The sequence below is a fragment of the Sulfitobacter sediminis genome, from assembly GCF_040811725.1.
Classification (GTDB): domain Bacteria; phylum Pseudomonadota; class Alphaproteobacteria; order Rhodobacterales; family Rhodobacteraceae; genus Sulfitobacter; species Sulfitobacter sediminis.
The window spans coordinates 128,312-146,395 of the sequence record NZ_JBFNXX010000002.1; the positions used below are offsets into that span (position 1 = coordinate 128,312).

The following is an 18,084-nucleotide window of genomic DNA, read 5'->3' on the forward strand; positions in this document are numbered from 1 at the left end:
CCCGCCGCGGTATCACGGCCTACTTATTCCATCGGGCGGAAATTGAACTCGCCGCCTTCCTTGATGCCGGAGGGCCAGCGCGCCGTGACGGTCTTGGTCCGCGTATAGAACTTGAACGCATCGGGGCCGTGCTGGTTGAGATCGCCGAAGACGGATTTCTTCCAGCCGCCGAAGGTGTGATAGGCCAGCGGCACCGGGATCGGGACGTTGATGCCCACCATGCCGATGTTGATACGGTTGGCGAAGTCACGCGCGGCGTCGCCGTCGCGGGTGAAGATCGCGGTGCCGTTGCCGTATTCGTGGTCCATGGCAAGGCCGAGGGCCTCTTCGTAGGTCTTCGCGCGGACGGTGGAGAGGACAGGGCCGAAGATCTCGGTCTTGTAGATGTCCATGTCCTTGGTCACGTGGTCGAAGAGGTGCGGGCCGACGAAGAAGCCGTCCTCGTAGCCCTGCAGTTTGAAATCGCGGCCGTCGACGACGAGCTTGGCCCCCTGATCGACGCCGGATTGCACGAGGCGTTCGATGTTGGCCTTGGCGGCGGCGGTGACGACGGGGCCGTAGTCCACGTCATTGCCTGCCGTGTAGGGGCCGACCTTGAGCTTTTCGATGCGGGGCACCAGTTTCTCGATCAGGCGGTCGGCGGTTTCGTCGCCCACGGGGACGGCGACGGAGATCGCCATGCAGCGCTCCCCGGCAGCGCCGTAGCCTGCGCCCACGAGGGCGTCGGCGGCCTGGTCCATGTCGGCGTCGGGCATGATGATCATGTGGTTTTTCGCGCCGCCGAAGCACTGGACGCGTTTGCCCTGCGCGCAGCCGGTGCCGTAGATGTATTCGGCGATGGGTGTGGAGCCGACGAAGCCGATGGACTGGATCACCGGATTGTAGAGGATCGCGTCCACCGCTTCCTTGTCGCCGTTGACGACCTGCAGGATGCCCTTGGGCAGGCCAGCCTCTTCCATCAGTTCGGCGAGCATCAGCGGGACGGAGGGGTCACGCTCGGACGGTTTGAGGATGAAGGCGTTGCCGCAGGCGATGGCGGGGGCGAACATCCACATCGGGATCATGGCGGGGAAGTTGAAGGGGGTGATGCCCGCCGTCACACCGAGCGGCTGGCGCATGGAGTACATGTCGATGCCGGGGCCCGCGCTGTCGGTGTATTCGCCTTTCAGCATCTGCGGCGCGCCGATGCAGTATTCGACCACTTCCAGACCGCGCTGCACGTCGCCTGCGGCATCGGGCAGGGTCTTGCCGTGCTCGCGCGAGAGCGCCTCGGCCAGCTTGTCCATGTCGCGGTTCAGAAGGTCCACGAATTTCATCAGCACGCGGGCGCGGCGCTGGGGGTTGGTGGCGGCCCATGCGGGCTGGGCGGCGGCGGCGTATGCGACGGCCTTTTCCAGCTCTTCCTTGCCCGCGAGCGGCACCTTGGCCTGCACCTCGCCGGTGGCGGGGTTCATCACGTCGGCAAAGCGGCCCGAGGTGCCTTTGACGTGTTCGCCGTTCAGGTAGTGGGTGAGTTCTTGCATGTGATCCTCCATTCCGATTTGCGCGCAGTTTAGTCTTGCAAAAAGGCGAGGAACAGAGGCAGTTGGGCAAAACAGTCTTGCAGAAATGCAAAACGTGACGCGCGTGGAAATGTCGGATGAGTTGTAGTGGAAAGATGAAGCGAGGGGATGGCGCATAACTGGGATGACCTGCGCCTGTTTCTGGCGGTGGCGCGGGAGCAGAGCCTGTCGGGGGCGGGCAAGCAGCTGCGGCTGGACCCGGCGACGCTGGGGCGGCGGGTGGCGCGGCTGGAGAAGGCCTTGGAGGTGTCGCTTTTCGTGAAGTCGCCGCAGGGCTATGCGCTGACCGAGGCTGGCGCGCGGCTGATGGAACGGGCGGAGGCGGCGGAGCAGGCAATGCGGCTGGCCACCGCCGGGGTCGCGGCGCCGAGCGACCGGCTGACGGGGCAGATCAGGATCGGGGCGCCGGACGGGAGTGCTAACTTTCTGTTGCCGCAGGTTTGTGCGCGGATCGGGGCGGAGCATCCGGGGCTCGACATCCAGATCGTCGCCTTGCCGCGGGTCTTCAACCTGTCGCGGCGCGAGGCGGATATGGCGATTGCGGTGAGCGCGCCGGATACAGGAAGGCTGATGGTGCAGAAAATCACCGATTATCACCTGCATCTCGCGGCGGCGGACACGTACCTGGCGCAGCATGATCCCATCGAGACGGTGGCGGACCTGAAGGCGCACCGGATCGTCGGTTACATCCCTGACATGATCTTTGACCGGGAACTGGACTATCTGGCCGACCTTGGCCTTGCGCGGGTGAACCTTGCCTCGAACTCCGTGTCGGTGCAGGGGCACATCATCCAGCAGGGGGGCGGCGTGGGGGTGGTGCATGACTTCGCTCTGCCGTTTCTGCCGGGGGTGCGGCGGGTCCTTGCGGAGGAGGTGCATCTCAGGCGCGCCTTCTACCTCATCCGCCATGCGGACGACCGGCGTAACGCACGGCTGCGCCAGTTCGCCGAACTGCTGAGCGGCGCGCTGCGCAGCGAGGTGGCGCGGCTGGAGGCAAAGGCTTGACACAAATGCCCTTTCTGGCCGACGCTGAGGGTCAGGGGAATGCGCAACAGGAGGGCTGCGATGCTGGTTTCACAAATTCTGAAGTCGAAGGCGGAGGATACGGTCGTCACGGCAGCACCGGGCATGCTGGTTTCCGAGGCCGCCAAGATCCTCGCCGACAAGCGGATCGGGACGCTGGTGATCTCGTCCGACGGCAAGACCGCGCTTGGCATCCTGTCGGAGCGCGACATCGTGCGCGAGCTTGGCAACCAGGGGGGCGGTATCCTGAGCCTTTCGGTCGACAAGCTGATGACGTCGAAGCTGGTCACCTGCACGCGCAATGACCGCGCCGATGAAATCCTGCAGACCATGACCGATGGTCGTTTCCGCCACATGCCGGTGATCGAGGACGGCGAGCTTGTGGGGATCGTGACCCTGGGCGACGTGGTCAAGGCACGGCTGACGGAGCTGGCGATGGAGAAGAATGCCCTCGAAGGCATGATCATGGGCCATTAACCGGCTTGCACCCGGGGGCAAGCCATGTTTGCTTGCGCGCCAAGTTGAACCCAGTCTGGAAGTCTCATGCGCATTGGCCTTTATCCCGGAACCTTCGATCCGATCACGCTGGGACATATGGACATCATCCGGCGGGCCACGACGCTGGTCGACAAGCTGGTCATCGGAGTGGCGATCAACCGGGACAAGGGGCCGCTCTTCTCGCTTGAGGAGCGGGTCGAACTCTTGGAAGCGGAATGCGCCAGCCTGACCAGGGCGACGGGCGTCGAGATCGTCGCGCATCCCTTCGAAAACCTTCTCATTGACTGCGCGCGCGACGTTGGCGCGCAGATCATCGTGCGCGGCCTGCGGGCGGTGGCGGATTTCGAGTACGAATACCAGATGGTCGGCATGAACCGGCAGCTCGACAATTCGATCGAGACGGTCTTTCTGATGGCCGAGGCCGAGCATCAGGCGATTGCGAGCAAGCTGGTGAAAGAGATCGCACGGCTTGACGGGGACGTGAGCAAGTTCGTCACACCACGGGTCAAGGCCGCGCTGCTCAAGCGGCTGGGCAAGACCTGAGGTCAGTCAAGGCCGCCCATCACCCGCGCCACGTCCAGCATCCGGTGCGAGAACGCCCATTCATTGTCGTACCAGGCCAGAACGCGCAGCAGCGTGCCCTCTTGCACCTCGGTCTGATCGGCCGCGTAGATCGCTGAATGGACGTCCTGGCGGTAGTCGACAGACACCAGCTTGCGCCGCTCGACGCTCAGGATACCGGCGAGGGGACCGTCGGCGGCGGCCTGCATGGCGGCGGTGATCTCGGACGGGGTCGCGGCCTTGCGGGTCTCGACCACCAGATCGCAGCAGGAGACATTGGGTGTCGGTACGCGGATCGCGGTGCTGGCGATCTTGCCGGCGAGGTGGGGCAGCACCCGGCCGAGGGTGCCTGCCGACCCCGAGACCGTGGGCACCATGGAAAGCGCACCGGCGCGGGCGCGGTAGATGTCCTCGTGCGCGCGGTCATGCAGGTACTGGTTGCCCGTGTAGCAGTGCACGGTCGTCATGTGACCACGCAGAATGCCGAACGCCTCGTCGAGGACATGGGCGACGGGCACAAGACAGTTCGTGGTGCACGAACCGTTGGAGACGAGGCGATCCCCGGGCGCGAGGCTGTCGTGATTCATGCCGTAGATCACCGTCTTCATGTCGTCCCTTGCGGGCGAGGAGAGCAGGACGCGGGAGGCGCCGTCTTGCAGGTGACGGGCCGCTTGGTCAGTGGTGCGGAACTGACCTGTGCATTCAAGTGCGATGTCCACGTCGCGCCACGGCAGGTTCTCGGGGGCAGGCTCGGAAGTTACGCGGATCGGGCCTGCACCGACGTCGATCCAGTCCGGACCGGTTGTGACCGGGTGGCGGTATCTGCCGTGGATGCTGTCGAATTCAAAGAGATGGGCGATGGTTTCGAGCGGCGCGGGGTCGTTGATCGCGACGACCTCAAGCCCCTCGGGCGGACGTTCCATGAGCGCGCGCAGGATGGAGCGCCCGATGCGGCCAAACCCGTTGATGCCCAGTTTCACGGCCATTGCTCTGCCTTTTGATCAAATTTCACGCTTCGAATTTGATCAGACTTCGCCGCCTGTCAACGGCTGGCCCGGCAAAATCAAGTACCGATACAATTTAGCGAACGGGGGCTGCTCTCAGCGCCAGAATGCGATCCATTCCATCAGCTCGAGCATCTTCTTGGCAAGGAAGATGAGGTGCTCCGTCCCAAAGAACATCGCGTCCACCACGATCGCGCCCACGATCAGGAGGCCGAGAATGATGGCGATGCGGTTGGTCACGACAGGACTCCGTTGCGTCCGCCCCGATATGACAGGGGCGGAGGCGGCGTGCAAGCGGGGCGCGAAGGTGGATCAGCCGAGGTTGCCCATGGCGACGGCCACATCGGCCATCCGCACGGAAAAGGCCCATTCGTTGTCGTACCAGCCCAGCACGCGCACCGTGCGGCCCGCGACGACGATGGTCTGGTCAGGCGCGAAGATGCAGCTTTCCTCGGTGTGGTTGAAGTCGATGGAGACCTTCTGCTCGGGGTCGTAGCCGAAGACGCCCTTCATCGGCCCCTTGGCGGCGGCCTTGGCGGCGGCGTTGACCTCTTCGACCGTCACGTCGCGGGACGCGGTGAAGGTCAGATCGACTGCGGAGACATTCGGAGTAGGCACGCGCATCGCGGTGCCGTCGAGCTTGCCCTTGAGCGCGGGCAGCACCTCGCCCAGCGCCTTGGCGGCGCCGGTGGAGGTGGGGATCAGCGCCATGGCGGCGGCGCGGGCGCGGTAGAGATCGTTGTGGCGGCGGTCGAGCGTGGGCTGGTCGCCGGTGTAGCTGTGGATGGTGGTCATCAGGCCGCTTTCGATCCCGATGGCCTCGTGCATGACCTTGGCCAGGGGCGCAAGGCAGTTGGTGGTGCAGGAGCCGTTTGAGATCATCCGGTCGGACTTTTTCATCGTGTCGTGGTTGACGCCGTAGACCACGGTGCGGTCCACGTTCTTGCCCGGGGCAGAAAGCAGCACCCGCTTGGCGCCGTTCTCAAGGTGCACGCCCGCCTTGTTGCCGTCGTTGAACTTGCCCGTACATTCCAGCACGACATCGCAGCCCGTCCAGTCCAGCTCTTCCAGATTGTAGGACGACATCACCTCGATGTCGTTCCGGCCGAGGTTCATGTAGCCCTCGTCGACGGTGATCTCTCCGGGAAATCGGCCATGGACGGAATCGTATTTCAGCAGGTGCGCCGCCGTCTTGATGGGGCCGGTGGCGTTGATCTTGACCACCTCGATGTCATCGCGGCCCGAGGCGGCGATGTGACTGAGCGTGCAGCGACCGATGCGGCCGAATCCGTTGATACCGACTTTGACAGGCATGTCGTTTCCTTCCGGGGAGGGTCTTCGCGGGCTCTATAGCGGGGAGTCTCGGAAAGATTAAAGGGGGAAATCCGCAAGCTAAGCTGCTGTTAGCGCTAAATATTCGTGTTAGCGTTAAAGGCGCCGGGCCATGGGATTTGCTCGGCCGACCGAAAAGGCTAGGTGTCTTGGATGGGGCAGGCCGCCCCGGCTGAAGGGAAAGACGATGAGCGGATTGATTGCGCTGCTGGACGATGTGGCTTCGATTGCCAAGGTGGCGGCATCCTCTGTCGATGACGTGATCGGGCAGGCCGCCAAGGCGGGTTCTAAGGCGGCGGGGGCCGTGATCGACGACGCGGCGGTGACGCCGAAATACGTCCACGGCTTCGATGCGAGCCGGGAGCTGCCCGTGATCTGGCGGATCACCAAGGGCTCGCTCCGGAACAAGCTGGTCTTCCTTCTGCCCATTGGCCTGCTCCTGGCGAATTTCGCGCCCTGGGCAATCCCGCCGCTCCTGATGCTGGGGGGAGCCTACCTCTGTTTCGAGGGGGCCGAGAAGGTGGCCCATGCACTCGGTGTCGGTGGCCATGGCCACGAGGACTATCCTCACAAGGACGAGGTGATCGAGGACCCGGCCCATCTGGAGGAACAGAAGGCGCAGGGTGCGATCAAGACGGATTTCATCCTCTCGGCCGAGATCATGACCATCGCCCTCGCCGCCATCCCGCCCACGAATTTCTGGATGGAGGCGGCCACGCTGGCGGCGGTCGCAGTGATGATCACCGTCGCGGTCTACGGCTCGGTCGCGGTGATCGTGAAGATGGACGATATCGGCCTGGCGATGGCCAACAAGGGCCGGCTGGGCCTGACCCGGACCATCGGTCGGGGCTTGGTCAGGGGCATGCCGGGTTTCCTGAAGCTGCTCACCGTCGTGGGCACGGCGGCGATGCTCTGGGTTGGCGGGTCGATCATCGTACACGGGCTCGAGCAGATGGGGTTCGGTACGCTGGGCCATCTGATTCACGACTGGGCCTATGCGATTGGCCATGCGGTGCCGCCCGCGCTGGAAGGGGCAACGGAATGGTTCGCCAAGGCCGTGATGGACGGCGTTCTGGGTCTTGCCCTCGGCCTCGTGCTGATCCCCATCGGTGAGAAACTGGTCACCCCGGCCTGGCGGGCGGTTTTCTCGAATTAGGCTTTGGGGAACGGCGCATTTGCGGCACACTCCCCTTGAGAAGGGGAGTTCCGGATGCAGATGATCGCGGGTCACAAGGCCATTGAACCGCCCAAAGGGGTGCCGGTCTGGGACATCGACCCTTATGCGCCGGATATTCTGCGCGATCCGGAGCCCTATTACGCCGAACTGCGGTCAAAGGGGCCGCTGGTATACATCCCGAAATACGCCGTTCTGGCCGTGGGCCGCTATGCCGAAACGCGCGAGGTTTTCTCCGATTACACACGCTTCGTATCCTCGCGGGGCGTGGGACTGGATGATTTCAAGCACACCGAAGCCTGGCGGCCACCATCCATCATTCTGGAGGCCGATCCGCCTGCCCATACGCATACACGGCGGGTGATGATCCGGGCCATGTCCCCCCGCGTTGCCGCCGCTCAGCGGGAGATGTTCACCGAGACTGCCGAGGCGATGGTGGACGATCTGATCGCACGGGGGGCTTTCGAGGCCGTCACCGACTTTGCCGAAGCTTTCCCGACTACGGTGTTTCCCAAGGCCGTTGGCATGAAGGACGCCAACCCGCGCCATCTGGTCGATTACGGCGCGATGGTTTTCAACAGCGTAGGACCGGACAATGAACTGCGCAGGGCCGCCTTGCGCAACGCGCCACAGATCGCGGGCTGGATCAACAGCGCCTGCGCGCGCGACAGGCTGTTGCCCGGCGGCATGGGTGAGACGCTTTATGCCGCCGCCGACGCGCGTGAAATCACCCATGACGAGGCGGGGATGCTGGTGCGGTCATTCCTGTCGGCAGGGGTGGACACGACGGTGACAGCGATCGGGAACGCGTTGTGGTGCCTGGCCATGAACCCCGGTGAGTATGACAGACTCCGCGCCGATCCCGCGCTTGCCAAACCCTGTTTCGAGGAGGTGCTGCGCTTTACCTCGCCGGTGCATACCTTCTGCCGTACTGCGGATCTGGATACGGAGGTGTCGGGTCTGCCCGTACCGGAAGGGGCCAAGATGCTCTGTGTGCTGGGGGCGGCGAACCTCGATCCCGAGGAATGGGGAGACCCGGAGGTATTCCGCTTGGATCGCAGGCCCAAGGGGCATCTCGCCTTCGGCGTCGGCATTCACGGTTGCGTCGGGCAGAACATCGCGCGGGCAGAGCTTGAGGCGGTTCTTGGCGCGCTGGCGCGCAAGGTCGCGCGGATTGAACTGGTGGGAAGCGCGGTCTGGCGGCCGGGCAACGCGATGCGGGCGCTGGACAGTCTGCCGCTACGGTTTCACGCGGCCCGAGAGGGATAGGCGGGACGGGGGTTTCGCAGGGCGACCTGAGCCAGGATGGCGGCAATCAGCAGATTGCCCGAGAGCGTGTATATCACCAGAGCGGAAAGAACTGTTCCCCCGATCCCGATCCAGATCAGGGCGAAGAAGAGGCCCGCGCAGATGGCGGCCAAAAGGATGGCGATGGGCATCGGGCGTCCTTTCTTCTGTTCCTGCTGTTCCAAACTAGCTCCTCAATCACAAAGATTAGGTTAACGTATTCGTTTTCAACTCTAGGTGTGACGGTTGACGAAGAACAGCGGCAGCGGTGCAACAGGGTTTTTCAGGCAAGCGCTTGCCGGTCGGACGCGATTTTTCGCCTAGAATCAGGGGCATCACACATGAAAAAGCCCCGCCCAGGGTGGGGCGGGGCGGAAGGCAAAAAATCGCCGATTTCGGTCAGAGAAGGCCTTTGGCCGCCGCGGCGATACCCTTGGCGGTGATCCCGAACTTCTCGAAAAGCTCTTCCGCGGGGGCGGAGGCACCAAAGCGATCCATGCCGACGAAGGCGGCCTTGCCGTATTTCCCTCGCTCGCCGAAAAGCCACTGGTCCCAGCCCTGCCGCACACCGGCCTCGATACCAACGCGCACCGCACCGCCCGGCAGGACGCGCTTGCGGTACTTCTCGTCCTGCTGGGCAAAAAGCTCCATGCAGGGCATGGAGACGACGCGTGTCCCGATGCCCTCGGCCTGCAGCATCTCGCGGGCCTGCATGGCCAGATGCACTTCGGAGCCGGTGGCGATCAGGATGACCTGACGCTTTCCTTCGGCGTCGGCGAGCACATAGGCGCCTCGTTCCACCATGTTGTTATTCTTGTGCTCGGTGCGCACCGTGGGCACGCCCTGACGGGTCAGGGAAATGACCGATGGTGTGGATTTCTGCGTCACCGCGATTTCCCAGGCCTCCGCCGTCTCGATCGTGTCGGCGGGGCGGAAGACCAGCGTGTTCGGCGTTGCCCGGCTGATCGCCAGATGTTCGACCGGCTGGTGCGTCGGGCCGTCCTCGCCCAGACCGATGGAATCGTGGGTCATCACGTAGACGACCGGGATCTTCATCAGGGCCGAGAGACGCATCGCGGGGCGGGCGTAATCGGTGAAGCACATGAAGGTGCCGCCGTAGGGGCGGATGCCGCCATGCAGCGCCATGCCGTTCATGGCAGCCGCCATGCCGTGTTCGCGCACGCCCCAGTAGATGTAGCGGCCCGCGCGGTTGTCCGTGTCAAAGACGCCAAGATCGCCGGTCTTGGTGTTGTTGGACCCTGTAAGATCGGCTGAGCCGCCAACGGTTTCGGTCATCACCGGGTTCAGCACTTCGAGCGTTTTTTCCGACGAGGCGCGGGTGGCCAGTTTCGGCGCGCTTTCGGACATCTGCTTCTTGAAGGCCTTGATGGTGGCGCTGAGTTTCTTTGGGGCATCGAGGTTGAGGGCCCGGTTGAAGGTCTCGCGCTTGGAGCGGGGCATGCTGTCGAAGCGCTCCTCCCAGGCGCGGCGTTCGTCCGCGCCACGCTTGCCGATGGCTTCCCAGGCGGCTTTGACATCCGCCGGAATTTCGAAGGGGCCTGCCGTCCAGCCGTAGGCGGCCTTGGCCGCGGCCATTTGTTCGGCGTCGGTCAGCGCGCCGTGGCCTTTCGAGGTGTCCTGCGCCGCATGCCCCAGCGCGATGTGCGTCTTGCAGGCGATCATCGTGGGCAGGTCGGATGCGCGTGCCTCGGTGAGGGCCGCGTCAATGTCGGCGGGGTTGTGGCCGTCCGCCTCGATCACGTGCCACTGGGCGGAGCGGAACCGTTCGATCTGGTCGGTGCTGTCCGAGAGGCTCACGGGGCCGTCGATGGTGATGTTGTTGTTGTCCCACATCACGATCAGCTTCGACAGCTTGTGACGGCCCGCCAGGGTGATTGCCTCCTGGCTCACACCCTCCATCAGGCAACCATCGCCTGCGATGACATAGGTGTAATGGTCAACGATCTTCTTCCCGTAGCGGGCGCGCAGGATTTCCTCGGCCATGGCGAAACCGACCGAGTTGGCGATGCCCTGACCCAGAGGTCCAGTGGTCGTTTCGACTCCGTCGGCAAGGAAATTCTCGGGGTGGCCTGCGGTGCGCGCGCCCATCTGGCGGAAATTCTTCAGCTCTTCGATCGGGAATTGCGCATCACCGACAAGGTGCAGCAGGGAGTAAAGGAGCATCGAGCCGTGGCCCGCCGACAGGATGAAACGGTCGCGGTCGGGCCAGCGGGGATCGGCGGCGTCGAACTTGAGGTGTTTCTCAAAAAGCACCGTGGCGACATCGGCCATGCCCATGGGCATGCCGGAATGGCCGGAATTCGCGGCGGCGACGGCGTCGAGGGTCAGCGCCCGGATGGCGGTGGCTTTGGACCAGTGGTCCGGATTGGCGGTACGCAGGGCGTTGAGATCCAAGGGATGTATCCTTATCGAAGCAATGGGCCGGTCGCGCCCGTGCATACCAGCGCCCCCGCAAAGTTCAAGCCAAAGGCGGCAGGCCGCCGCTGCCCACCTGAGGCATCGGTTCAGCTTTGCCGTTCAAGTGGCTGATCTCAAACGGGGGGCGCAATCGGTTCGTTCTTTGTTTAGGATCGGGAAAAGTCCAGGCGGGGGCGATTCGGTTGCGCCCGTGGAAGGTGAAACCGTACAAGCAAGGCGGACAACGAGGGAGAACACCGGCCAATGAGCGACATCGAGGAATTGCAGCGCCGCATCGCGACGGCCATGGACCGCGTGGCACAGGGGCTCGACAAGATCGGCAGCGCACCGGCTGGCCCGGACGAAGAGACCCTTCAGGCGCTCGAGGATGAGCGCACCGCAAATGCGCAACTCAAGGAGAGGGTGCGCGCGCTGCGGACCAAGACGGACGCCGAGATCGGCATTCTGCAGGCAAAGATCGAGGAGGGTGAGGCGCATATGGCGCAGCTCGACCTCGAACTTCAGCGTCTGCGGCGTGCGAACGAGCAGTTGACGGATGCTTGCGCGGCGCTGCGCAAAGCCAATGCCGAAGGCGTCGGCGATGCGCATCTGATTAACAAGGCGATGCTGACGGAGCTTGACGGCTTGCGTGCCGCGCGCGCCGCCGACGTGGCCGAGAGCACCGCCATCCTGTCGGCCCTGACGCCGCTCTTGGACGGGGCCAGCGACGCCGCCCCCAGCAAAGAGGAGAACGCCTGATGCCAGAGGTACGGATCACCATCGGCGGCCGCGAGTTCGAGGTTGCCTGCCAGGACGGCGAAGAGGGATACCTGCATGCAGCCGCCAAGATGCTGGATGACGAGGCGCAGGTGCTGAGCGACCAGGTGGGCCGGATGCCCGAGGCGCGGATGCTGCTGATGGCGGGGCTGATGCTGGCCGACAAGACGGCAAGCGTCGAGGACCGGATCGCCGAGGTGCGCGCGGAACTCGCCGAGCGCGAGGCGGAGCTCGCCGGTCTGCGCAACGCGACTGCAGAGCCCGAACGCATCGAGGTGCCGGTCGTCCCCCAGCAGGTGACCGAGACGCTGGCCGAACTGGCGGCGCAGGCCGAGGCGCTGGCGGCGGCGGTCGAGGAAAAGGCAGGCTGAAGGCGCTCTCAGGCGAACCCGGCAAGGGGCGGTGACGCGGCAAGCACCTGCCTGCGGGTCTGCAGGCTGCGGCAGGCCTCGTTGGGGTGGCCCAGTTTCATCAGCACATTGGCGTAGGTAAGCTCCAGCAGATCGCGCTGCGCGCGGCTGCCGCCAAGCCGTTCGGTGCTGCCCATCACCTGTGTCAGTTCCTCAAGTGCGCCCGTCCAGTCATGGCGCGCGATGGCTCCCCAGGCCTGTGCAACGGGGCGGACAAGGTCACCGGCAAAGCCCTTGGCCTCTTCGGCGATCCGCGCCAGACGGTCGGTCTGGCCCGCCATGGCGTGGCTGAGGGCGGCGTGCATGTCGGCAAAGCTCTGGCCGGTCTGGGGGAAATATTGTGCCGCGTAGTCGCTCAACTGCTGCCAGCGTTCCGGGGCGACAGAAAAGCCCGCAAGTTCCGCGCGGTAGAGCAGGGCGGCGGTATCGGTCAGAACGTTGATCGGCAGGCCCCTTGCCGCGCCGGGACCGATGCGGCTGTCGAGCGCGTCCCACATCGCTGCCTCATCGCCCGCATGCAGCGCCCATAACGCGACGTGCCAGCTGAGATGGCCGTGCATAACGCCCCGGTCGTCGTATTCCTTCAGCCAATCCGCAAGATAGGCGCGCCCGGCCCCGGTCTCGCCTGCCTCGTACTGGGCGTGGGCCTTGAAATGGGAGGCGTTCGCGTTGCGAGGGTTCAGAGCAAGGGATTTTTCCATCAGCGCCATTGAGGCGTCGATCTGCCCGGTCTCGCAAAGCGACAGCGCGTGCATCGACATCATCCACCAGTCGTCGCCGTAGTGCGGCAGGAGCGATCCGGTATAGGCCAGAAGCTCGGCCTCCCGTCCCACTTCGCCGGAAAAGCCGATCAGGCCGAAAACGTTCGAGCAAAGCTGGGCAACCAGCGCGTCGAGCGGGTGGTCCCGCACGTGGGCCTTGACGGCGGTGCGTGCTTCGAAGGCTTTGCCGTCAAGCAGAAGGCCGATGGCCGCGATGTGGCTACCTTCGCGGGTGTCTGCATCCAGCGCGCGAGCGCGTCCGATGGCGGCCTTTGCCCCGGCCATGTCGCCGCCCATCATCCGTGCCCGGGCAAGTGCTGCGTGCCCGAGGGCAAAGGCGGGATCGTGTCCGACCGCTTCTTCGAAAGCTCCGACCGCGCCTAAATTCGCCCCGAGGAACAGATGCACGCCCCGGTCATAGGCCGCGCAGGCGGCGGCTGACCCCGTGGAAATCGCGTTGCCGTAGCTATCTGTCTGTCCCATGTGCTGTCCCCCTGTGCCGAGCCTAAACCAAGCAGGGCAACCTGTCTGCCTTTCTGCTGTGTTCCGTGCCGAGACCCTCAGGTCAGGCTGCTGGGCAGGACCGACCTGGCCCGAACCGGGAAGCTGCCCGCCAGCTTGCGCGCCACGTCCTTGCTGAGCAAAACGGTGATCGCGTTGGCCATGGCGGGTGACTTGTCCATGAGCCGGGCAAGCCGGGCGGTGTCCCAGACGACATAGCTGTTGCCCCTGCGGGCGGCGACATGGGCCGTGGCCGGGCCGCCCAGCAGGAAGGAGACTTCGCCCAGAAAGGTGCCGGGCCCGATGCCCGCGTGCTGTGTACCGCGCGAGACGACAAAACCGTCGGTGATCGTGAGGTAGAGCTTGCCTGGCGCCACGCCTTCTTCGAGCAGTGTGGTTTCCGGGCAATCCCGGATGATCTCTGCCCGTGCCATCATGCGGCGGAACTGTCCGGGGTTGAAATTGGGAAAGGACCTGTAGAGGCCCAGCATCTCTTCCGACATGCCCCAGGTCGAGCGTTCGCGGAAGATCCGAAAGATGACGATCAGGTTCGCGGTTCCGATCAGCAGGCTTGCCACGATGGCATCCCAGAGCGGCGTGTCGGTGATGTGAAAATAATAGAGAATGTAGAAGGTGGTGCCCAGCAGCAGGAACACCCGCAAGACCAGCTCTTTCCGGGTCAGAAGCCCAAGAACGTAGCAGACCGTCGCAAGATGAACGAAGGCCTCTGCCGAAGAGGCATATTGAAGAATCGCCTGCATGAAAAACCGTCCCGTGAAATCTCATGGGACGGTAGGGGTTCACTTTGCGAATGCAAGGGGGCGGACGGTTCCGACCGCCGCCTGTGGTCTAGCCGTTGGCTTCGCGAATCTTGTCGGCGGCTTCCTTGTCATAGGCAACGCCGTTTTCGTCGAACATCGTGTCGAGTTCCCCCGAGAGCGTCATCTCGGTGATGATGTCGCACCCGCCGACGAATTCGCCCTTGACGTAGAGCTGCGGGATGGTGGGCCAGTCGGAGAAATCCTTGATCCCCTGGCGGATGTCCTCGTCCGCCAGGACGTTCACGTCCTGGTACTGAACCCCCATGTAGTTCAGCACGCCCGCCACGCGGGAGGAAAACCCGCATTGCGGCATTTCCTTGGTGCCCTTCATGTAAAGCACCACGTCGTTGGCGGTGATGGTTTCCTTGATGCGTGTTGCGGCGTCGCTCATGTCAGCTGTCCTTTGTCTTTTCCTTGTGAAACGCGTCGTGGTAACGCGCGGCATAGGTTTCGTCGTCGGCGAGGGGCGGCGGATCGAAATCGGTGCGGCCGAAGAAGCCCGCCCTGCCAAGCCAGTTTGTTGTGCCCCGCTCGAGGCTGTCGTTGCGCCGGTTGGTGCGGCCGATGCTGTCGAGGTCCATCGCCTCCATCCCCAGCGGTACGTCGCGCGCGGCGCGCGGCGGCTGGCGCGAGGCGAGGGTGCGGTAGGTGCCCGACTGCGCGCGGTATTGCAGGAAGGCGATCACGCCGCCTCCGGCAATCACGAGCGCAAGAAGGGCCAGCCATCCCATGGTGTCAGTCCGGGGCTCGGGTGGTCAGCGCCAGCGCGTGCAATTCGCCGTTGGGGCCGTCCATCTTGCCCTTGAGCGCGGCATAGACCGCGCGCTGTTGCTGAACGCGGTTCATCCCCTTGAAGGAGGGATCGATTACCATGGCGGCCATATGCACACCGTCGTCCCCCTCGACCGTGATCTTGGCATCGGGGAAGGCCGCGCGGATCAGCTCTTCGATCTCATGTGCTTGCATGGGCATGGCAGGGCTCCGGCATGGTGGTGTGTCGACTTGGGCCAGATGTAATCCCCGCGTGGACACTGTGCAAGCGACCGTGGCGTATTCCCCGCGCGTGGCGTAATCTGATTGAGCGCGGGCAAGCCGCGCATTACATTTTTCGCAGGGGCGCTTCGGGCTCACCGTCCCGATAGGGCCGGAACCGCCCTCGCATGGGACGTGCCTGCCAGAGCGCTGTCCTGGGTTCAAGAGTAATAGCCGCATCCCCTGAAGGGGCCCCTCGGCAATTTCTCTTGAACCCCGGCCATCCCTCCGGCACGCCCCACCCACGCGACGGCGGCTCCGGCCCGATAGGAACGATGGAGGATCACATGCAGCACCGCGAGAGCGCACCGGAACAGGCGCTGGCCTGGATCGAGGAGGGGCGGCGCGTGGCGCTGGCCACGGTGATCGAGATCTGGGGTTCGGCCCCGCGGCGCGTCGGCGCGCAGCTGGTCATTGCCGAGGGCGGCCAGATGGAGGGCTCCGTCTCGGGCGGTTGCGTCGAGGGCGCGGTGGTCGTCGAGGCGCTGGAGCTGATCGGGTCGGGCAGCACAAGGGTGCTGGAATACGGTGTCAGCGACGGCGATGCCTTTGCCGTGGGGCTCGCCTGCGGCGGCAATATCCGCATTCTTGTTGAGCCGGTGGGCGAGGGCGGGATGCCCGAGGCGATGCTGCGCGAGCTGGTCGCGGCACGCGCGGCGCGGCAGCCGGTGGCCTATGAGGTGGCCCTGAACGGCGCCACCCGCAGGCTGGTCCGCGAGGGGCACGAGGCCCGTTTCCGGATGGATCGCTCGGGTCTCAGCGAGGACGGGGCGACCTTTGTCGCGATCCACAACCCGCCGCTGCGGCTGATCGTTGTGGGCGGCGTGCATATCGCCCAGAGCCTTGTGCGCATGGCGCAGGAGGTGGGCTTCGATCCGGTGGTCGTGGACCCGCGCGAGGCCTTCGGTTCGCAGGCGCGCTTTCCCGGTGCCCGCGTGGTCAACGACTGGCCCGACGATGCACTTGCCGAGATCGGGGTGGATGCCCGCTGCGCGCTGGTGCTGCTTACCCATGACCCCAAGCTCGACGATCCGGCGCTGCACGTGGCGCTGCGCTCGGGCGCCTTCTACATCGGGGCGCTTGGCAGCACGCGGACCCATGCGGCAAGGGTCGGGCGGCTCTCGGAGGCGGGGTTCACCGAGGCCGAGATCGCGCGGATCAACGGGCCCGTCGGGCTCGACATCGGGGCGGCGGGGCCGGCGGAGATCGCCGTGTCGATCCTCGCGCAGATGATCCAGACCCTGAGGAAGCCGTGAAGTTCGGCCCCGTCCCCCTGAGCGCGGCCGAGGGCGCGGTGCTGGCCCATTCAGTGGGTCTTGCCAGGGGCCGTCTGCGCAAGGGCCGGGTGCTTACTGCGGCGGATCTGGCCGCCCTGGCCGAGGCCGGGCTGGAGGAAGTCATCGTCGCCCGGCTTGATCCCGGGGACGTGGGCGAGAACGCGGCGGCCGAGGCGCTGGCGGCGGCGGTGCTGGGGAACGGCACGGGGCTCAAGACGACGGCCCCCTTCACGGGCCGCGTGAACCTGATCGCGGAGGCCCCCGGCGTCGCAGCGCTGGACGTGGCCGCCCTCGACGCGGTGAACGCGGTTGATCCGATGATCACCATCGCCACCGTGCCGCCCTGGCAGCAGATGGCTGCGGGCGGCATGGTGGCCACGATCAAGATCATCTCCTATGCCGTGGGGAAAACTGCTCTGGACCGCGCCATCGCGGCGGCGGGTGGCGGGGCGGTCAGCCTCGAGACGCCGAAGCTGCGCAGCGCGACGCTGATCATCACCGAGATACCGGGCGGTGTGGGCGACAAGGGGGCCAGGGCCATCGAGGACCGCCTGCGCGCGCTGGACGTGTCGCTGGGCCAGATCGTGATGGTACCCCATGCAGAAGCCCCCTTGCGCGACGCCATCGCGGGGGTGACGGAGGACCTCGTGCTGATCCTGACCGGTTCGGCCACCTCGGATCCGGATGACGTCGCACCCTCGGCGGTCCGCTCGGCGGGCGGCAGGGTGGAGCGCTTCGGCATGCCGGTTGACCCCGGCAACCTCCTTTTCATCGGGGACGTGCAGGGAAAACCGGTGATCGGCCTGCCGGGATGCGCGCGCGCGCCCGCGCTTAACGGCGCGGACTGGGTGCTGAGCCGCGTGATCTGCGGCGTGCCGGTCAGCTCGGCGGATATCGCCGGGATGGGCGTTGGCGGATTGCTGAAGGAAATTCCGACGCGTCCGCAGCCCCGGCAGGGCCGCGCCAAGGGCTAGGCCGGAGACGGGGGCCAGCAGGCCAAGGCGCTCCTCGCGCCCTCTGGCCGATCCGGCGGTCGAGACGAAAAACATTCATTTTATCTGTTCTCAACTGCGCTGACCCGTGCTTAACTCCCCCCAAAGAAGAACACGTCAGGGAGGATCGAATGACACAGGTCAAAATGACCGTGAACGGCAAAGCTGCGTCCGGAGAGGTTGAAGGCCGCACATTGCTCTCACAATTTCTGAGGGAAAATCTGGAACTTACCGGCACGCATGTCGGCTGCGACACAAGCCAGTGCGGCGCCTGTGTCGTGCATGTGAACGGCGAGGCCGTGAAGGCCTGCACGATGCTGGCGGTCGAGGCCGAGGGGGCCGAGGTTGCCACGATCGAGGGGCAGGCGAATGCCGATGGCTCGCTCAACGTGATCCAGCAGGCTTTCCAGGATCACCACGGGCTGCAGTGCGGTTTCTGCACGCCGGGGATGGTGATGTCGGCGGCGGCGCTGCTGAAGGAGAACCCCAAGCCGACGGAGGCCGAGGTGCGTCACTATCTTGACGGCAACATCTGCCGCTGCACCGGCTACCACAACATCGTCAAGGCGATCATGGCGGCGTCCGGACAGGACGTGTCGGCCATCGCGGCGGAATAACAAACAGCACCGCTCATCGGGCCCTTCGGGGGCCTCT

At 65.0% G+C, this 18,084-nt stretch carries 21 protein-coding genes; 10 read left to right on the forward strand and 11 right to left on the reverse strand.

Going from position 1 to position 18,084, the window contains the following annotated elements:
* Positions 1 to 23: 23 nt before the first annotated feature.
* Positions 24 to 1,523: a CoA-acylating methylmalonate-semialdehyde dehydrogenase gene (locus AB2B41_RS03170; RefSeq protein ID WP_367876294.1), complete on the reverse strand. Its 1,500-nt coding sequence runs from the start codon at positions 1,521 to 1,523 to the stop codon at positions 24 to 26.
* A 147-nt stretch (positions 1,524 to 1,670) separates the two neighbouring features.
* Between AB2B41_RS03170 and AB2B41_RS03175 the strand changes: the two genes are divergently transcribed.
* The 3 genes from AB2B41_RS03175 (at position 1,671) to coaD (ending at position 3,626) form a co-directional block, all read left to right on the forward strand.
* Positions 1,671 to 2,567, forward strand: coding sequence for a LysR family transcriptional regulator (locus AB2B41_RS03175; protein ID WP_367876295.1), 897 nt, complete (start codon positions 1,671 to 1,673; stop codon positions 2,565 to 2,567).
* A 60-nt stretch (positions 2,568 to 2,627) separates the two neighbouring features.
* Positions 2,628 to 3,062, forward strand: a complete 435-nt coding sequence (locus AB2B41_RS03180; RefSeq protein ID WP_367876296.1) for a CBS domain-containing protein — start codon at positions 2,628 to 2,630, stop codon at positions 3,060 to 3,062.
* A gap of 66 nt (positions 3,063 to 3,128) precedes the next feature.
* Positions 3,129 to 3,626 carry a pantetheine-phosphate adenylyltransferase gene (gene coaD, locus AB2B41_RS03185; RefSeq protein WP_367876297.1) on the forward strand — a complete coding sequence of 166 codons (498 nt, stop codon included), beginning with the start codon at positions 3,129 to 3,131 and terminating at the stop codon, positions 3,624 to 3,626.
* 2 nt (positions 3,627 to 3,628) lie between these two features.
* Here coaD and AB2B41_RS03190 read toward each other — a convergent pair whose 3' ends face one another.
* From AB2B41_RS03190 to gap, 3 genes are all read right to left on the reverse strand, one after another.
* The gene (locus tag AB2B41_RS03190; RefSeq protein WP_367876298.1) at positions 3,629 to 4,630 is read right to left on the reverse strand and encodes a type I glyceraldehyde-3-phosphate dehydrogenase; all 1,002 of its coding nucleotides are present in this window, start codon (positions 4,628 to 4,630) and stop codon (positions 3,629 to 3,631) included.
* 114 nt (positions 4,631 to 4,744) lie between these two features.
* Complete coding sequence (locus AB2B41_RS03195; protein ID WP_367876299.1) at positions 4,745 to 4,888, reverse strand: hypothetical protein; 144 nt, start codon at positions 4,886 to 4,888, stop codon at positions 4,745 to 4,747.
* A gap of 72 nt (positions 4,889 to 4,960) precedes the next feature.
* On the reverse strand, positions 4,961 to 5,962 hold the full coding sequence (gene gap, locus AB2B41_RS03200; protein ID WP_367876300.1) for a type I glyceraldehyde-3-phosphate dehydrogenase: 1,002 nt from the start codon (positions 5,960 to 5,962) through the stop codon (positions 4,961 to 4,963).
* A 205-nt stretch (positions 5,963 to 6,167) separates the two neighbouring features.
* On the opposite strand from gap, the gene AB2B41_RS03205 reads away from it, so the two are divergent.
* A complete protein-coding gene (locus tag AB2B41_RS03205) occupies positions 6,168 to 7,136 on the forward strand; it encodes a DUF808 domain-containing protein (protein WP_367876301.1) in 969 nt (322 codons plus the stop codon).
* Positions 7,137 to 7,190: 54 nt separating this feature from the next.
* Positions 7,191 to 8,423: a cytochrome P450 gene (locus AB2B41_RS03210; protein ID WP_367876302.1), complete on the forward strand. Its 1,233-nt coding sequence runs from the start codon at positions 7,191 to 7,193 to the stop codon at positions 8,421 to 8,423.
* On the opposite strand, the gene AB2B41_RS03215 is transcribed toward AB2B41_RS03210, so the two are convergent.
* Together AB2B41_RS03215 and tkt are read right to left on the reverse strand one after the other, a co-directional pair.
* The gene (locus AB2B41_RS03215; protein ID WP_367876303.1) at positions 8,402 to 8,626 is read right to left on the reverse strand and encodes a hypothetical protein; all 225 of its coding nucleotides are present in this window, start codon (positions 8,624 to 8,626) and stop codon (positions 8,402 to 8,404) included. The genes AB2B41_RS03210 and AB2B41_RS03215 overlap by 22 nt on opposite strands.
* Positions 8,627 to 8,840: 214 nt before the next feature.
* A complete protein-coding gene (gene tkt / locus AB2B41_RS03220; RefSeq protein WP_367876304.1) occupies positions 8,841 to 10,856 on the reverse strand; it encodes a transketolase in 2,016 nt (671 codons plus the stop codon).
* Positions 10,857 to 11,123: 267 nt separating this feature from the next.
* Here tkt and AB2B41_RS03225 point away from each other — a divergent pair, with 267 nt between their 5' ends.
* Both AB2B41_RS03225 and AB2B41_RS03230 read left to right on the forward strand, forming a co-directional pair.
* Positions 11,124 to 11,618: a hypothetical protein gene (locus tag AB2B41_RS03225; protein ID WP_367876305.1), complete on the forward strand. Its 495-nt coding sequence runs from the start codon at positions 11,124 to 11,126 to the stop codon at positions 11,616 to 11,618.
* The gene (locus AB2B41_RS03230) at positions 11,618 to 12,007 is read left to right on the forward strand and encodes a cell division protein ZapA (RefSeq protein WP_367876306.1); all 390 of its coding nucleotides are present in this window, start codon (positions 11,618 to 11,620) and stop codon (positions 12,005 to 12,007) included. Before AB2B41_RS03225 ends, AB2B41_RS03230 begins: the two co-directional genes overlap by 1 nt.
* 8 nt (positions 12,008 to 12,015) lie before the next feature.
* On the opposite strand, the gene AB2B41_RS03235 is transcribed toward AB2B41_RS03230, so the two are convergent.
* The 5 genes from AB2B41_RS03235 to AB2B41_RS03255 form a co-directional block, all read right to left on the reverse strand.
* A complete protein-coding gene (locus AB2B41_RS03235) occupies positions 12,016 to 13,290 on the reverse strand; it encodes a tetratricopeptide repeat protein (protein WP_367876307.1) in 1,275 nt (424 codons plus the stop codon).
* 77 nt (positions 13,291 to 13,367) lie between these two features.
* Positions 13,368 to 14,069, reverse strand: a complete 702-nt coding sequence (locus AB2B41_RS03240) for a hypothetical protein (RefSeq protein WP_367876308.1) — start codon at positions 14,067 to 14,069, stop codon at positions 13,368 to 13,370.
* 88 nt (positions 14,070 to 14,157) lie between these two features.
* Complete coding sequence (gene grxD, locus AB2B41_RS03245; protein WP_367876309.1) at positions 14,158 to 14,520, reverse strand: Grx4 family monothiol glutaredoxin; 363 nt, start codon at positions 14,518 to 14,520, stop codon at positions 14,158 to 14,160.
* 1 nt (position 14,521) lies between these two features.
* Positions 14,522 to 14,860, reverse strand: a complete 339-nt coding sequence (locus tag AB2B41_RS03250) for a hypothetical protein (protein ID WP_367876310.1) — start codon at positions 14,858 to 14,860, stop codon at positions 14,522 to 14,524.
* Between the two features lie 4 nt (positions 14,861 to 14,864).
* A complete protein-coding gene (locus tag AB2B41_RS03255; RefSeq protein WP_367876311.1) occupies positions 14,865 to 15,101 on the reverse strand; it encodes a BolA family protein in 237 nt (78 codons plus the stop codon).
* A 347-nt stretch (positions 15,102 to 15,448) separates the two neighbouring features.
* Here AB2B41_RS03255 and AB2B41_RS03260 point away from each other — a divergent pair, with 347 nt between their 5' ends.
* From AB2B41_RS03260 to AB2B41_RS03270, 3 genes are all read left to right on the forward strand, one after another.
* On the forward strand, positions 15,449 to 16,417 hold the full coding sequence (locus AB2B41_RS03260) for an XdhC family protein (protein ID WP_367876312.1): 969 nt from the start codon (positions 15,449 to 15,451) through the stop codon (positions 16,415 to 16,417).
* Positions 16,414 to 17,412 (forward strand): molybdopterin-binding protein, encoded by a 999-nt coding sequence (locus tag AB2B41_RS03265; protein ID WP_367876313.1) that lies wholly within the window; start codon positions 16,414 to 16,416, stop codon positions 17,410 to 17,412. The genes AB2B41_RS03260 and AB2B41_RS03265 overlap by 4 nt, the downstream gene beginning before the upstream one ends.
* Before the next feature lie 149 nt (positions 17,413 to 17,561).
* Positions 17,562 to 18,047, forward strand: coding sequence for a (2Fe-2S)-binding protein (locus AB2B41_RS03270; protein WP_367876314.1), 486 nt, complete (start codon positions 17,562 to 17,564; stop codon positions 18,045 to 18,047).
* The last annotated feature ends 37 nt before the right edge of the window (positions 18,048 to 18,084 follow it).

Bases quoted from the DNA above. Each gene is read 5' to 3' on its own strand.
- AB2B41_RS03170 (WP_367876294.1), bottom strand. From the start codon at position 1,523: ATGCAAGAACTCACCCACTACCTGAACGGCGAACACGTCAAAGGCACC.
- AB2B41_RS03175 (WP_367876295.1), top strand. From the start codon at position 1,671: ATGGCGCATAACTGGGATGACCTGCGCCTGTTTCTGGCGGTGGCGCGG.
- AB2B41_RS03180 (WP_367876296.1), top strand. From the start codon at position 2,628: ATGCTGGTTTCACAAATTCTGAAGTCGAAGGCGGAGGATACGGTCGTC.
- coaD (WP_367876297.1), top strand. From the start codon at position 3,129: ATGCGCATTGGCCTTTATCCCGGAACCTTCGATCCGATCACGCTGGGA.
- AB2B41_RS03190 (WP_367876298.1), bottom strand. From the start codon at position 4,630: ATGGCCGTGAAACTGGGCATCAACGGGTTTGGCCGCATCGGGCGCTCC.
- gap (WP_367876300.1), bottom strand. From the start codon at position 5,962: ATGCCTGTCAAAGTCGGTATCAACGGATTCGGCCGCATCGGTCGCTGC.
- AB2B41_RS03205 (WP_367876301.1), top strand. From the start codon at position 6,168: ATGAGCGGATTGATTGCGCTGCTGGACGATGTGGCTTCGATTGCCAAG.
- AB2B41_RS03210 (WP_367876302.1), top strand. From the start codon at position 7,191: ATGCAGATGATCGCGGGTCACAAGGCCATTGAACCGCCCAAAGGGGTG.
- AB2B41_RS03225 (WP_367876305.1), top strand. From the start codon at position 11,124: ATGAGCGACATCGAGGAATTGCAGCGCCGCATCGCGACGGCCATGGAC.
- AB2B41_RS03230 (WP_367876306.1), top strand. From the start codon at position 11,618: ATGCCAGAGGTACGGATCACCATCGGCGGCCGCGAGTTCGAGGTTGCC.
- AB2B41_RS03235 (WP_367876307.1), bottom strand. From the start codon at position 13,290: ATGGGACAGACAGATAGCTACGGCAACGCGATTTCCACGGGGTCAGCC.
- AB2B41_RS03240 (WP_367876308.1), bottom strand. From the start codon at position 14,069: ATGCAGGCGATTCTTCAATATGCCTCTTCGGCAGAGGCCTTCGTTCAT.
- grxD (WP_367876309.1), bottom strand. From the start codon at position 14,520: ATGAGCGACGCCGCAACACGCATCAAGGAAACCATCACCGCCAACGAC.
- AB2B41_RS03250 (WP_367876310.1), bottom strand. From the start codon at position 14,860: ATGGGATGGCTGGCCCTTCTTGCGCTCGTGATTGCCGGAGGCGGCGTG.
- AB2B41_RS03255 (WP_367876311.1), bottom strand. From the start codon at position 15,101: ATGCCCATGCAAGCACATGAGATCGAAGAGCTGATCCGCGCGGCCTTC.
- AB2B41_RS03260 (WP_367876312.1), top strand. From the start codon at position 15,449: ATGCAGCACCGCGAGAGCGCACCGGAACAGGCGCTGGCCTGGATCGAG.
- AB2B41_RS03270 (WP_367876314.1), top strand. From the start codon at position 17,562: ATGACACAGGTCAAAATGACCGTGAACGGCAAAGCTGCGTCCGGAGAG.